The organism is Aliiroseovarius sp. ABM4_368, assembly GCF_056161205.1.
In genome coordinates this window covers 504,632-518,442 of record NZ_JBSWYR010000001.1, presented here as the reverse complement: position 1 = coordinate 518,442, position 13,811 = coordinate 504,632, and the positions used below count along the sequence as shown (strand labels likewise).

The 13,811-nt window shown below is 59.1% G+C and carries 12 protein-coding genes; 6 read left to right on the top strand and 6 right to left on the bottom strand.

Annotation, left to right across the window (positions count from 1 at the left end; genetic code table 11):
• From ACXAH3_RS02605 to ACXAH3_RS02580, 6 genes are read left to right on the top strand one after another with little or no spacing between them, the layout of a single operon-like run.
• The gene (locus ACXAH3_RS02605) at positions 1 to 765 is read left to right on the top strand and encodes an SDR family oxidoreductase (protein WP_474860509.1); all 765 of its coding nucleotides are present in this window, start codon (positions 1 to 3) and stop codon (positions 763 to 765) included.
• Entirely contained in the window at positions 762 to 2,162 is a 1,401-nt protein-coding gene (locus tag ACXAH3_RS02600; RefSeq protein ID WP_474860508.1) for a carnitine 3-dehydrogenase, read from the top strand. Before ACXAH3_RS02605 ends, ACXAH3_RS02600 begins: the two co-directional genes overlap by 4 nt.
• On the top strand, positions 2,162 to 3,322 hold the full coding sequence (locus tag ACXAH3_RS02595) for an acyl-CoA dehydrogenase family protein (RefSeq protein WP_474860507.1): 1,161 nt from the start codon (positions 2,162 to 2,164) through the stop codon (positions 3,320 to 3,322). Before ACXAH3_RS02600 ends, ACXAH3_RS02595 begins: the two co-directional genes overlap by 1 nt.
• A gap of 3 nt (positions 3,323 to 3,325) precedes the next feature.
• On the top strand, positions 3,326 to 3,643 hold the full coding sequence (locus tag ACXAH3_RS02590; RefSeq protein ID WP_474860506.1) for an Rdx family protein: 318 nt from the start codon (positions 3,326 to 3,328) through the stop codon (positions 3,641 to 3,643).
• The gene (locus tag ACXAH3_RS02585; protein WP_474860505.1) at positions 3,644 to 5,683 is read left to right on the top strand and encodes an acetate--CoA ligase family protein; all 2,040 of its coding nucleotides are present in this window, start codon (positions 3,644 to 3,646) and stop codon (positions 5,681 to 5,683) included.
• Complete coding sequence (locus ACXAH3_RS02580) at positions 5,680 to 6,483, top strand: carnitinyl-CoA dehydratase (RefSeq protein ID WP_474860504.1); 804 nt, start codon at positions 5,680 to 5,682, stop codon at positions 6,481 to 6,483. Before ACXAH3_RS02585 ends, ACXAH3_RS02580 begins: the two co-directional genes overlap by 4 nt.
• A gap of 78 nt (positions 6,484 to 6,561) precedes the next feature.
• Here the strand turns inward: ACXAH3_RS02580 and ACXAH3_RS02575 are convergent, their stop codons facing one another.
• The 6 genes from ACXAH3_RS02575 to ACXAH3_RS02550 form a co-directional block, all read right to left on the bottom strand.
• The gene (locus ACXAH3_RS02575; RefSeq protein ID WP_474860503.1) at positions 6,562 to 7,584 is read right to left on the bottom strand and encodes a quaternary amine ABC transporter ATP-binding protein; all 1,023 of its coding nucleotides are present in this window, start codon (positions 7,582 to 7,584) and stop codon (positions 6,562 to 6,564) included.
• Positions 7,577 to 8,464 (bottom strand): ABC transporter permease, encoded by an 888-nt coding sequence (locus ACXAH3_RS02570; RefSeq protein WP_474860502.1) that lies wholly within the window; start codon positions 8,462 to 8,464, stop codon positions 7,577 to 7,579. The genes ACXAH3_RS02575 and ACXAH3_RS02570 overlap by 8 nt, the downstream gene beginning before the upstream one ends.
• A gap of 81 nt (positions 8,465 to 8,545) precedes the next feature.
• Positions 8,546 to 9,550: a glycine betaine ABC transporter substrate-binding protein gene (locus ACXAH3_RS02565; RefSeq protein ID WP_474860501.1), complete on the bottom strand. Its 1,005-nt coding sequence runs from the start codon at positions 9,548 to 9,550 to the stop codon at positions 8,546 to 8,548.
• Between the two features lie 286 nt (positions 9,551 to 9,836).
• Entirely contained in the window at positions 9,837 to 11,036 is a 1,200-nt protein-coding gene (locus tag ACXAH3_RS02560) for a catalase family protein (RefSeq protein ID WP_474860500.1), read from the bottom strand.
• Positions 11,037 to 12,509 carry a Dyp-type peroxidase gene (locus ACXAH3_RS02555; RefSeq protein ID WP_474860499.1) on the bottom strand — a complete coding sequence of 491 codons (1,473 nt, stop codon included), beginning with the start codon at positions 12,507 to 12,509 and terminating at the stop codon, positions 11,037 to 11,039. It abuts the gene before it with no gap.
• On the bottom strand, positions 12,506 to 13,807 hold the full coding sequence (locus ACXAH3_RS02550; protein ID WP_474860498.1) for a hypothetical protein: 1,302 nt from the start codon (positions 13,805 to 13,807) through the stop codon (positions 12,506 to 12,508). The genes ACXAH3_RS02555 and ACXAH3_RS02550 overlap by 4 nt, the downstream gene beginning before the upstream one ends.
• Positions 13,808 to 13,811: the final 4 nt, after the last annotated feature.

Genomic DNA, 13,811 nt, shown 5'->3' with positions numbered 1-13,811 from the left:
ATGAGCCGCCGGATACTCGTCACTGCGGGCGCTGCCGGGATCGGACGCGCCATTGCTGAACGCTTCATTGCGGACGGTGATCAGGTTGCTGTCTGCGACGCGGACCCCGAAGCTGTTGCGGAATTTTCCAGCGCTCACCCAGATGCCATCGCAGGTGTGGCAGATGTCACATCAGAACCAGAGATGCACGCATTCCTGTCTGATCTTGAAACCCGCTGGGGCGGCGTCGATGTGGTGTGCGCCAATGCAGGCACGGGTGGTCCCGCGGGCAGTGTCGAAACACTGGACTATGATGACTGGCAGCGCTGCATCGCCACCAATGTACATGGCTCCTTTCTGACCTGCCGTTGGGCCGCGCGCGTGATGAAGGCGCAAGGGCATGGTCTGATAACCATGACGTCGTCAACGGCCGGCATCCTTGGCTATCCCTTGCGCGCGCCCTATGCGGCGGCGAAATGGGCGGTGATCGGAATGACCAAGACCTTGGCGATGGAACTTGGCCCCCATGGCATCCGCGTCAACGCGATTTGCCCCGGAGCCGTAGAAGGACCCCGGATGGAGCGGGTATTAGAGCGTGAAAGTGCAGCCGCCGGTCGCAGCATCGAAGAAACCCGCGCCCAATACGTAAAGGGCGTGTCTATGAAGACCTGGGTCACAGCGCAGGACATCGCAAACAGCATTCATTTCCTGGCCTCTGACGCTGGAAATAAAATCTCGGGACAGGTTCTGTCCATCGACGGCCATACGGAGACATTGGCACCATGACACAAAAAGCAGCAATCATCGGCGGTGGCGTCATCGGCGGCGGCTGGGCCGCGCGCTTCCTTTTGAACGGTTGGGACGTCGCGGTGTTTGACCCCGACCCGAAAGCTGAACGCAAGATCGGCGAGGTTCTGGACAATGCCCGTCGGTCTCTGCCCGGTTTGTACGATACAGCGCTGCCAACCGAAGGGGTGCTGACCTATCACGTCGATCTGGCAGTGGCTGTCGCGGGTGCGGATTGGGTGCAGGAAAGCGTGCCGGAACGGTTAGACCTGAAACACAAGGTGCATGCAGGGTTGACAGAGTTCGCCCCCGACACAGCCATCATCGGATCCTCAACATCGGGCTTTAAACCCTCGGAACTGAACGAAAAAGGCGCGCGCGCTGTCGTCGCGCATCCGTTCAACCCGGTCTATCTTCTGCCGCTTATCGAGCTGGTCGGAGACGCTGGCACCTGCGCCCGCGCTGCCGAAATCCTGCGCGACATTGGCATGTTCCCCCTGATCGTGCGCAAGGAAATCGACGCCCATATCGCCGACCGCCTGCTGGAAGCCGTTTGGCGCGAAAGCCTGTGGTTGGTCAAAGACGGCGTCGCCACGACCGAGGAAATCGACGAGGCGATCCGCATGGGTTTTGGCCTTCGCTGGGCGCAGATGGGCCTGTTTGAAACCTATCGCATCGCGGGTGGAGAAGCGGGCATGAAACACTTTATGGCGCAATTCGGCCCCGCCCTTGAATGGCCATGGACCAAACTGATGGACGTGCCCGAGTTCACGGATGAGCTGGTCGACTTGATTGCGGGTCAATCCGATGCGCAATCCGGTCACCTCTCGATCCGCGAATTGGAACGACTGCGCGACGACAATCTGGTGTCGATGATGCGAGCCTTGAAAGCGCGCGGGCAAGGGTCTGGCGCAGGCAAAGTCATCCGCGACCACGAGGCCGCTTTGGTGCCGGGCATGAATGACGCCGCCCCGCTGCGCACCATGTCCCGCGACGTGCCCATCGATTGGACCGACTATAACGGGCACATGAACGAAAGCCGCTATGGGCAGGTGTTTTCCGACGCCGCCGACCGCGTTATGGTGCATGTGGGCGCGGATGCGGGCTATATCGCATCAGGCCTTAGCTATTTCACCGCAGAAACCACCGTGAATTATCTGGATGAATGCCACGCGGGCGACGCGTTCTATGTGGACAGCCGCATCACCCTTGGTGAAGGCAAGAAGCTGCGCCTGTGGCACGAGATGAAGCGCGCATCAGACGGCGGAACGCTGGCAACATGCGACCAGTTTTTGCTGCATGTTGACCTTAACACCCGCAAGTCCTGCCCACCTGCCCCTGCCGTTCAGGCGCGGGTCGAGGCGCTGGCCAAACTCCACGCAGAAGGAGACGCGTGATGCATTTTGGATTGTCTGACGAGCAGGAAATGATCGTTTCGACTGTGCGGTCCTTCGTGGAAAATGAAATCTACCCACATGAGGCCGAGGTCGAGCGCACCGGACAGGTGCCGCATGAGCTTGGGATGGAGATCAAGCAAAAGTGTATCGATCTTGGTTTCTACGCCTGCAACTTCCCGGAAGAGGTTGGCGGCGCGGGGCTATCTCACCTCGATTTCACTCTGGTCGAGCGCGAGCTGGGGCGTGGGTCCATGGCGCTGACCCATTTCTTCGGACGCCCCCAGAATATCCTCATGGCCTGCGAGGGTGAGCAGCGCGAACGCTATCTTCTGCCCGCTGTGCGGGGCGAGAAGATGGATGCGCTGGCCATGACGGAACCCGATGCTGGCTCGGACGTGCGCGGCATGAAAGCCAGCGCGATGCGGGATGGCGGTGATTGGGTTTTGAACGGGTCCAAGCACTTTATCTCTGGCGCGGAGCACGCTGATTTCTTTATTGTTTTCATCGCGACGGGCGTCGACGAAACCCCCAAAGGCCCAAAGAAACGTATCACCTGTTTCTTGGTGGATCGCGGCACGCCGGGCTTTGACGTGCGCGAAGGCTACAAATCCGTCAGCCATCGCGGCTATAAAAACTATGTGCTGGATTTCGACAATTGCCGCCTGCCTGACGCACAGGTTCTGGGCGAGGTTGATGGTGGGTTCGCGGTGATGAACGAATGGCTTTATGCCACCCGCCTGACCGTCGCCGCCTTCTGCGTGGGGCGTGCACGCCGTTGCTTTGACCTTGCCGTCGACTACGCCGCCGAACGCAAGCAATTCGGCCAACCCATCGCCAAGTTTCAAGGTGTCAGTTTCCAGATCGCCGACATGATCACGGAAATCGACGCCGCCGATTGGCTTACCCTGTCGGGCGCATGGCGGCTGGACCAGAACCTGCCCGCCAACCGCGAGATCGCCTCGGCCAAGCTCTATGCCTCGGAAATGCTGGCCCGCGTCACCGATGCCAGCCTGCAGGTCTTTGGCGGCATGGGGTTGATGGACGACTTCCCCATCGAACGATTCTGGCGTGACGCCCGCGTGGAACGCATCTGGGATGGCACCTCGGAAATCCAGCGCCACATCATCAGTCGCGACCTGTTCCGGCCACTAGGAGCTTAAGACATGACACAAGACCAAAAGATCAAACCGCAAATCACAATCACATATTGCACCGGCTGCAACTGGCTGTTGCGGGCAGGCTGGATGGCGCAGGAGCTTCTGCAAAGCTTTGGCGCTGACCTTGGGGGCGTGGCGCTTGTTCCCGGCGAGATTGGCGGGATTTTCGAAATAACGCTTGATGGAGATCTGATTTGGGAGCGTAAACGCGATGGCGGTTTTCCCGACGCGCGCGTATTGAAGCAGATCGTACGTGATCGGATCGATCCTGGCAGGGATTTGGGGCATATCGACAGCTCTGCCACACATCAGGATAAGGGCTAAATGGCGCAGACAGAGGCACCCCTTGATCGCCTCTTTCGCCCCCGCTCGATCGCGGTGATCGGCGGCGGCACGTGGTGTGCAAATGTCATAGAGCAATGCCGCAAGGTCGGCTTTCAGGGCGACATTTGGCCCGTCCACCCGACAAAGCCCGAAGTCGGCGGGATCCCCGCCTTTCCGTCGATCGAAGCCCTGCCCGCAGCCCCCGACGCCAGTTTTATCGGCGTTAACCGCAACGTGACGATCGAAGCCGTCACAGCGCTGTCTGCTGCCGGTGCAGGCGGCGCGATCTGCTTTGCGTCGGGGTTTCGTGAAGCCAGCGCCGAGTTGGAAGATGGCGCTGCGCTGGAACAGGCGCTTCTGGATGCCGCTGGCGACATGCCGATCATCGGCCCCAACTGTTATGGTTTTCTGAACCTTTTGGACGGTGCCGCTCTTTGGCCCGACCAGCATGGCGCGACCCGCTGTGACAAAGGCGTGGCGATCATCACCCAAAGCTCGAACATCGCAATCAATCTGACCATGCAGCGCCGGGGCCTGCCCTTGGCCTATGTGGTCACAGCGGGCAATCAGGCACAGACGGATCTTTCCCAAATCGGGCGCGCATTGCTGGATGACACGCGTGTGACTGCCCTTGGCCTGCATATTGAAGGCATAGGTGACATCACCGCGTTCGAGGCCTTGGCCAAACATGCCCATATGCTTGGCAAGCCGATTGTCGCGCTGAAAGTGGGGCAGTCCGAACAGGCGCAGGCGGCGACGATCTCGCACACTGCGTCATTGGCCGGCAGCGATGCGGGCGCGCAGGCGCTGTTGTCGCGCCTTGGCATCGGTCAGGCGAACGATTTGGCAAGCCTACTTGAGGCGCTGAAGTTGCTTCATATCACCGGGCCGCTTGGATCGAACCGGATTGCTTCGGCCTCGTGCTCGGGAGGAGAGGCCAGCTTGATCGCGGATGCAGGCCACGACCGAGCGATTGAATTCCCGCCCCTTGGCGACATGCAAAAATCTGGATTGCGGGCGGTATTGGGAACGAAAGTGGCGCTGGCTAACCCGTTGGACTACCATACATATATCTGGGGCGACGTGAACGCCATGAGCACCACATTCACCGCATTGATGCAGGGCGATCTGGCATTGGGACTGGTGGTTCTGGACTTCCCTCGTGCAGACCGCTGTGACACTGCGGAATGGGATAAAGTTATCCAAGCGGTGGAAAACGCCATGGCTGCAACCGAGCGACCGATGGGGATCTTGGCATCACTGCCCGACACCATGCCGGAGAATGTCGCAGCGGATCTGATCAGACGCGGGATCGTGCCGTTTTCCGGCATGACCGAGGCGATGGCCGCGATCGAGCTTGCGGCGAACCTGAACGCCCCCTGCCCAGTGCCCGTTTTGCACGCGGCCCCATCCGACACCGGCGCCACCCTGACCGAGGCGGAGGCGAAAACTGCACTGGCCGGCTTCGGGCTGCGGGTGCCGGGGACTGCGCGGGCCTCGACACCAGACGCAGCGGCGCAGGCGGCCACCGAGATTGGATTCCCCGTCGTTTTGAAAGGCGAAGGCATCGCCCACAAGACCGAAGCCGGTGCCGTGGTGTTGAACTTGACTTCGGGCAAGGCTGTAAAGGCTGCAGCCGACGCCATGCCCGCCAGCGGCTTTCTGGTGGAAGAGATGATCACAGGCGGTCTGGCCGAGCTTTTGATCGGTATCACCCATGACCCAGCCCATGGCTATGTTCTGACCGTCGCGGCAGGCGGCACGCTGACCGAGATTATGAAGGACAATCAGGCCCTGATGGTCCCTGCCCCGCGCGACGACATGAAAGCTGCCCTTGAGCGTTTGAAAATCGCCCCACTTCTGGCAGGCTATCGCGGCGCACCGCCTGTCGATTTGAATGCTGTGCTGGACGCCATTGACGCCCTGCAAGCCTATGTCACGGCGCATCCCGTGGCCGAAATTGAAGTGAACCCGCTGATCGTTATGGCACATGGTGCTGTGGCGGCTGACGCCCTGATCCGCACCGGAGGAAAGACATGACCGACCTTACAAACCTATCGAGTGGCCCCATCCGCACAGCCCGCAATGGCCACGTGCTTGAGGTCACGCTTGACCGGCCTAAAGCCAATGCAATCGACTTGGCCACCAGCCGGATCATGGGTGATGTCTTCACTGCCTTTCGCGATGATCCCGACCTGCGCGTGGCACTTCTGACTGCCGAGGGCGAAAAGTTCTTTTGCCCCGGTTGGGACCTGAAAGCAGCGGCAGAGGGCGATGCGGTGGATGGTGACTATGGCGTCGGTGGCTTTGGCGGGCTGCAAGAGCTGCGGGGGCTGAACAAACCGGTGATCTGCGCAGTGAACGGTATTTGCTGCGGCGGCGGGCTAGAGCTGGCGCTGTCCGCCGACATTATTCTGGCCGCAGACCACGCAACCTTCGCCCTGCCGGAAATTCGGTCGGGCACGGTGGCGGATGCGGCCTCGATCAAGCTGCCCAAACGGATCCCCTATCACATCGCGATGGAGATGCTGTTTACCGGGCGCTGGCTGGACACCGAGGAAGCCGCCCGTTGGGGGATGATCAACCATGTCTATCCGGCAAGCGATCTGATGGCGAAGGCGCGCGAGATGGCGGATCTGCTCGCCTCAGGCCCGCCCTTGGTCTATGCGGCCATCAAGGAAGTGGTGCGCGAGGCCGAAGACATGAAATTCCAAGATGCCCTGAACAAGATCACCAAAAGCCAGTTTGAAACGGTCGAAAAGCTTTATCGGTCTGAGGACCAGTTGGAAGGCGCACGAGCTTTTGCCGAAAAGCGCGATCCGGTTTGGAAGGGCAAGTAACAGGCTTCAACCCACAAAAAAGGGCGGCTCAAATGGCCGCCCTTTCGTGTTTTTGATATGTGTTTTTGATATGACAGATCAGACGTGCATCGCCGCCACTGCGTCGGCTAGATGAACCTGACCGGTCACTTTGCCCGAGGCGTCTTTTACGGGCACCTGATGACCCTCGGCCCCGGCAATCGCTTCCAGCGCGTCTTCCAGAACCGTGGTATCAGCCAGCGCGTCACCCGCTGGAATTGACCCGTTCAACGGCTTTTGAAGCGCGCGCAAGCGCACCACTTTGGCGCGGTTGATCTCGCGCGTGAAGTCCGCGATGTAATCATCCGCCGGGTGCAGCACGATGTCCTGCCCGTCGCCCGCTTGGATCAACGCCCCGTCGCGCAGGATGGCGATGTTGTCGCCGATGCGCAGAGCCTCGTCCAGGTCGTGGGTGATGAAGACAATGGTCTTGTGCAGCTCTTCCTGAAGTTCCAGCAAGATGCCTTGCATATCCATGCGGATCAGCGGGTCGAGGGCAGAAAATGCCTCGTCCATCAGCAGGATATCAGCGTCAGTGGCCAGCGCGCGGGCCAGCCCCACACGTTGCTGCATCCCGCCGGACAGTTGACCGGGGAAATAGTCTTCGTACCCCGACAGCCCCACACGATCCAACCAGTGACGTGCGCGCTTGGCCGCGTCGCTTTCATCCACGCCCTGCACCAGCAGCCCGTATTCGGCGTTTTGCAAAACGGTCCGGTGCGGCAGAAGCGCAAACTTCTGAAATACCATCGACATCTTGAAACGCCTAAGGTCGCGCAGCTTGTCCTCGTTCATTTCCAGAACGTTTTCGCCATCGACAATGACCTCGCCCGCCGTGGGCTCGATCAGGCGGTTCAGGTGACGGATCAGGGTGGATTTCCCCGACCCCGACAGCCCCATAACCACCTGAATTTGCCGTGCTTTCATGTCTAGCGAGATATCGTTGATCCCCAGCACATGGCCGGTTTGCTCCAACAAATCGTCCTTGGACAGGCCTTCGCGCACGCGCTGCATGGCGCGCGACGGATTCTTGCCAAAAATCTTGTACAGATTACGGATCGAAATCTTTACATCATCAGCCATGTCCGCTCTCCCGATAGGCTTGCAGGCGTTTGCCATAGGTTTGGCTGACGCGGTCGAAGATGATCGCCAGCACAACAATGGCCAGACCGTTCATCAGACCCAGCGCCAAATATTGGTTGGTAATCGCTTTCAGAACCGGTTGTCCCAGCCCTTTCACACCGATCATCGAGGCCACAACGACCATCGACAGGGCCATCATGATCGTTTGGTTGACGCCTGCGAAAATGTTGGGAAGCGCCAGTGGGATCTGTACCCCGAAAAGCTTTTCCTTATAGGACGCGCCAAAGGCTTCTGCGGCCTCCATCACGTCCTTGTCGACCAGACGGATGCCCAGATTGGTCAGGCGCACGATCGGCGGCAGCGCATAGATGCAGACGGCGATCAGGCCCGGCACCTTGCCGATGCCCAGAAGCATCACAACCGGGATCAGATACACGAAAGCCGGAATGGTCTGCATGATGTCCAGAATGGGCGTGATGACAGCTTGCGCCCGATTGGAGCGCGCCATCAGAATGCCAACGGGAATACCCAACACGATGCATAAAAGCGTCGCAACCGAGATCATCGCAAGGGTCGACATCGTGTCTTCCCACATGCCCAGATAGCCGATGATCAACAGCGCGATCACCGCCCCTGTGGTGATTTTCCACGACCGCGATCCCAGCCATGCCAACGCGGCAAGCGCCAGAATGACCAGCGGCCAAGGCGAGTTTTGCAACAGCTTCTCGAACCACACCAAAAACTTCAAAAGCGGATAGAAGAATGCTTCCAGCAACTCTCCGTATGCCCGCGAAAAATCCCGAAACCCGTCGTCGATGAAGGTCTTGAGATCGGCCAGATCCCGGCGCTTCATCTCTGGGAATTCAAAAAACCAATCCATGGTTTCCCCCTGTTTTACCCTGTCCTTGCGCAAAGGGCCCGCGACCTGCGCGAGCCCTTTTTTGTTTTTACATCAAGCGGATCAGAGCGCGCCTTTAACCTTCTCGGCAACATCTGCAGGCACCCAAGCCGTCCAGATATCCATATGCTGCTCAAGGAACTCATAGGCTGCGTCTTCGCCACCGGCCTGCTTTTCGTTCATGAAGACTAGCATGCCGTTCATGGCGTCGCTGGGGAAGGTGCGCGCCTTGAAGTATTCCGAAGCAGCGCTGGCGTTGTCCATGAAGTCTTTGGTCACAACGGTCTCAACTGCCGACGCGATATAGCTGGTCATTTTGGGATCAGCACATTCTTCTTGAACGATGCAGTTGTCCCAGTGTTCTTGCCCCTGGAATTCGGCTTCTGTGGGCAGTTGCACCAGCTTATAGCGGCCGATCACAGCGGTGGGCGACCAGTAATAGCCGATCCAGTTTTCATCCCGCTCGGCGGCCTTTGCAATTGCGCCGTCCAGACCAGCGGCCGAGCCCGGATCAACCAGCGTCCAGCCTTTGGCTTCCATGTCGAAGGCTTTGAACAGGTTGTTCATGGCCAACTGACAGCCCCAACCCGACGGGCAGCCCATCATAGCACCTTTCGAGGGGTCTTCAGCATCCGGGAACAGTTCCGGGTGGGCCAGCAGCTTTTCGACGGTGTCCAGCTCGGGGTGGTTTTTGACGAAAGCCGGGGTCACGAAGAATCCTTCGCCTACACCTTGGATCACGTCATCATTCAGGGCGACCAGGCGGCCCTCTTCCTTGGCGGGATTCAGAAGGGCCTGAACCGCGTTGATCCAAAGTTCGGGCGCAACATCCGGTTGGCCCTTTTCGTTCATCGAGGCAAAGGTGGTTTGCGTGGCGCCGGGGATCAGTTCGACATCGCAGCCATAGCCCTCTTCCAAGATAATCTTGTCAACATTGGCCATCAACTCGGCCGAGGCCCAGTTCATTTCGGCGATGGTGACATCGCCACATTCCTCTGCTGCCGCGCCTTGGCTAAACGCAAACACGGCACCAAATACACCAAGGGCGCTTTTTACAGTTTTCTTCATTGTTGGGGGGTTCCCTATCCAGATCTTTTTTGACTTGAAGGGCCGCGGATCTTCGGTTTCACGGCCAGTCACCAGCCCTCGCGGCTGATTTCCCAGATGTATCGACCAATTGGCGTCACTGCTCCGGGCTGCGCAAACAGTGAAACACGTGAGTATTCGCAATGCAACATCTTTGAAGAACAATTTGAAAACACGCAAAAATCTACCATATGTTGTGCCCCCCTAGCTCAGGGTAACTGCACAGCCGGAACATCCAACGCGAAAGGCCGGGGCCACATAGGCGCGTTCAGTCAAAGACCTCATCCCCGGTCGGCTCGATATGGTCGGCCCGGTTCATATGCTGCCGGAACGCCGCCAGTTCCTGATACATCCGTCGCCGCGCGCGGCTTTGGTTGCCAAGGGGGCGGTGTTCGGGAAGGGAATGCCATGGGTTGATCCGCATATTGCGCCCAAAGGCCATTTGGGCGGGGCGTTCGAAATCCTGCATGGGAATGTGGATACGAGCGACGGGGATCCAAGGCGACAAGGCCTCGGGCCACAGGACCGAGGCATCCTCGATCGGCATCAGGTGGGGATCGGTCTGCACCTGCACAACCATGTCAAATTCGACCGGCGCATCACGCAGGGTCTTGGCCATGTTGTCGCGCAGATAATTTGGCGGCACCCGGCCAAAGGGCACGCCGGGAATATCCATATGAACCTCGCTGCGCGGCACATAGGAATAGAGCATCGCCTGCCCTTCCCCCAGCAGATACGGCACGCAACTGTAATAGCGCTGCCCTAACGGGTTGTATTGCGTTTCGTTCCACAGACCCTGCATCAGGAAATCAAGAATATGGCTGTCGAACGGGTTGAGGAAATACCAAAGCGGCTCGTCAATGGTGCTCCAGTATTGCAGCTTCGCGTTCTCGCGAACATCGGGCGTGACAAAGGTTGGGGTGACGACAGCAGGCCAGTCCTGTGTGAAGCGTTCTTCCTTCATCAACTTTGATCCGGGCACATCCATCAGCTTAACGGACATTGATCCAAAACCGACGTCACGAATGTCTTCGGGTACATCCGGTCCGGGGCCCGCAAAGCGGATATAGGCTGGATAGTCGCGCTGCGTGGCGAAGACCCCGTGGCGCAGATGTTCGGGAAGATCAGGAAGCACGGTGAAGGTCGCCTTGACCAGCCCGTGCGTCTTTGTGTTTCCGCCCCGCTCGTACGCGCCGGGTTGGAAATGCAGGTTCATCTGCGCGCGCATCTCATCAATGATGTTTTGCAGCGCTTCTTCTTCCCAGTCGAAAATCTTCTCTTCCGCCAGTTTCAGCCCAAGATCTTCGCGCTTTCGGTTCTTTAGCCGCTGGATCAATCGCGCAATGGGCTGGCGGACAAGCCCGTTCAAGCGTCGGCGAAAAAACGGCTCCAACCGTCTTTCAAAATGCAATCCGGCCTGTGTGGCCCAATGAATAAGGCGACGTATCGGGATCAGGATCTTACGCATTCAAACCTCCGAACTGCCATGATTGGCGATGAAGCGAAGCGCGCGCAGTCCAGGCAGGAAGAAATAGCCCCCGCCTTTCACTGTCACAAACCGAGGAAGCGAGGTGTGGCGATCCTCGATCCCGTCCGCGCGTTGCACTGAAAACCCGTCGCTGGGAACGCCACAGACGGGGGTGCGCCCGCCAAGCAACGGGTCGGCCTCGCCGGTCAGTCCGTTGAAGGTCGGCGACGCGATCCACGCGTTCTGGACGAACTCGAACTGCCTGACCAGATCGGCGCAGAGGCATATGAACAACAGCCCGCGCGCGTCTGATGCGCCCTTGCCTGACAGGGCGTCCTCGGGCGTGATCTCTGGCCCATAGACCCGCCCACGCCGCACCAGTCGGTGAAACCGGGTCGAGGCAACAAGATCATGCCGTCCCGGCAGTTTGTCACGCCGTCGCCTAAACCCCAAAGTACTGAGAAGCCAACCGATGCGCCCCTCAAGCTGGTGCGGATGGTCGCCCGTGCGCGGATTGGCGCGGCGAATATGCGCGCCCAGCGGACAGGTGACACCGTTGGTGTCATCCTCGTACGTAAAGTTATTGCGGCGCGGCGATCCCTCGATATCGCGCCTGCCGTGAATAAGCGGCGTGCCATCGCGCTTACGCCCGACCATCTTGGCCGCCAGCGCCTCGCGCTGCGCGGGATCGCCGTTGGCCTCGGCATCGACATACTGCCAGAACGCGGGCACGTCCTGCGCCAGCTGCCGAAACACCAGATAAGAGCCGTTGAGCCCCAAATCGAGATGTTCAGGCACATCCACAATCGGCGCGGCAGAGCGTTCGTTATATTCGTTGCGATGCCCCAATATGACCTCGCCGGGGGAGATAAAATTGCTGTAATCCTCGCGCCCATGTTTCGAGGGCGGATGGGCGTTCTGCCAATCGACTTTCGGCTCGGAAATGCCATCGCGAAATCCGAAGGGTTCAAGCCCATCGCTGGGCCGTGTGGGAAAGGTCTGGACCTGCATGAAGGCGGCATTGAACGTGGCTGTCAGCACTTCGGCCTTCCACCCCATAAGACCGTTTTTGCGGGCATAAAGCATGACCAAAACATGCGCCTCGGCCCCATCCCAATCCCACACATCAGGCGCGTTCGCCCCCGTATCGCCAAGCCGCCGCGACCGGCTGTCTTCGCCTGCCATGCCCGCCAAAAACGGCTGTGCAAAGCCCGACAGCGTCTCGTCCGGCAGGCCAAACGCCCGAAACCCGGCTGCGGTGAAGGCGATCTGCAACGCGGTTTGTGGGGGGCTGTCCAAGGTTACTGCGGATGTGACAGGCGCACCTTGAAGCCATTCACGTGCCATGACGGGGTCTTTGACGGTGCACAGGATAAACTCGGCTTCGACCAAAGTGCCATGTCCGAAACGGACCAACCCTTGCATGTCATCGAAGGCGACGGGATCGGCGGGGATGTCGGGCGGCTGGGTCATATCTTTGACACCCAATTGCGCAGGGCCTTCGCGCCATTCGGGCGCGTCTCAAGGCCTTTGCGGATTTCACCATTGCGCGCCAGATCGCGCGCGGTCAGGCCGGGATAGGCCTTATACCAAACCTGCGTTGGCAGCTGGCGATTGCGCAGATATCGCTTGAACTTCGCTTCTTGCTCGGCCCCACCTTTGATCAGAAACCGGGTCGCCGGATAACCTACCCCGTTGGAAAATACGAGGTTCAGCCCCCACGCGACCTTGTTCACGAAATCATCCATATAGCTTTCCAACGCCCCGTCGTAATTGCTGCAAAACATCACGCGGCGCTTGTTGTCGACGAACACCCAGCGGGCAAAATGGATGGTCTGCACACGGGTCAGATAGCCACGCCCAAAGATATGTCGCGCCGAGTAGTTCAGCAGATAGAGCGCAACGGTCGTGACCACACGCCTGAACAGGCCGGGCTTAACATCGCCAAAGGCCGAGAACGGGTTGGTGACGTCGTGATCCTCGTACCGGCCCAAACCCTTGATGTGGGCATCGTCGGGACGCGGCAGAATTTCGGGATCCGAGCGTTCGTGCCTGCGCAGGATAAAAAGGAAAACCGGAAGGATCAGAAGCAAAACCGGAGATAGCAGCAAAAGTAAAAGCGGCAGGTGGATAAGGTCGATCCAGTTCCAGATCCGCTGCCCCAGCCCCACGCGCGCCGGTGGGGTCAGTTGAAGCACGCCATTGGCTTTCTGACGGTCCACGAACTCGACCAGATGCTCATGCAGGCCAAGAACATCCGCTGCCCCATGCGCCTGAACCACAGAAGCCAACTCACCACGCAACGCGGCAGCAAGTGCGTCCTCTTCCTGCACCTGACGCACCGTACGCCCGCGCATGTTCACATAATTGGCGGCCTCGGCGACATTGTGATCGTTCATCCAGCGCTGAAGGTCGGTGCCTTGCGAAAACCCTTCGCAATGGCTGAAAATCTGTAACAAGCCATCAGAACAGCGCTGCACCAAATCCTTAAGAAACGACTGTCGATCCCCATCGACATCGCCAAGAAAGGCAAGCTGCAGCGGGAAAGGCTCGGGCGTTTGGCCGTAGACCTCGATATCACGCCACGTGTTGGCTTCGACCAGAAAGAAGCGGGCCACGTGCAGGCGGTCAAACTGGCCAAAGGGCACAAACGAGTTATTCGGATCAGCGAAACCGGGCTTGATGGTCATGCTCTCCAGCAAAGACAAAAGCTCATCCGCCCGGTCTTCGGCGACCGGGGCGAGGATGAAGAATGTGTCCTGCTGGGTCATTGTC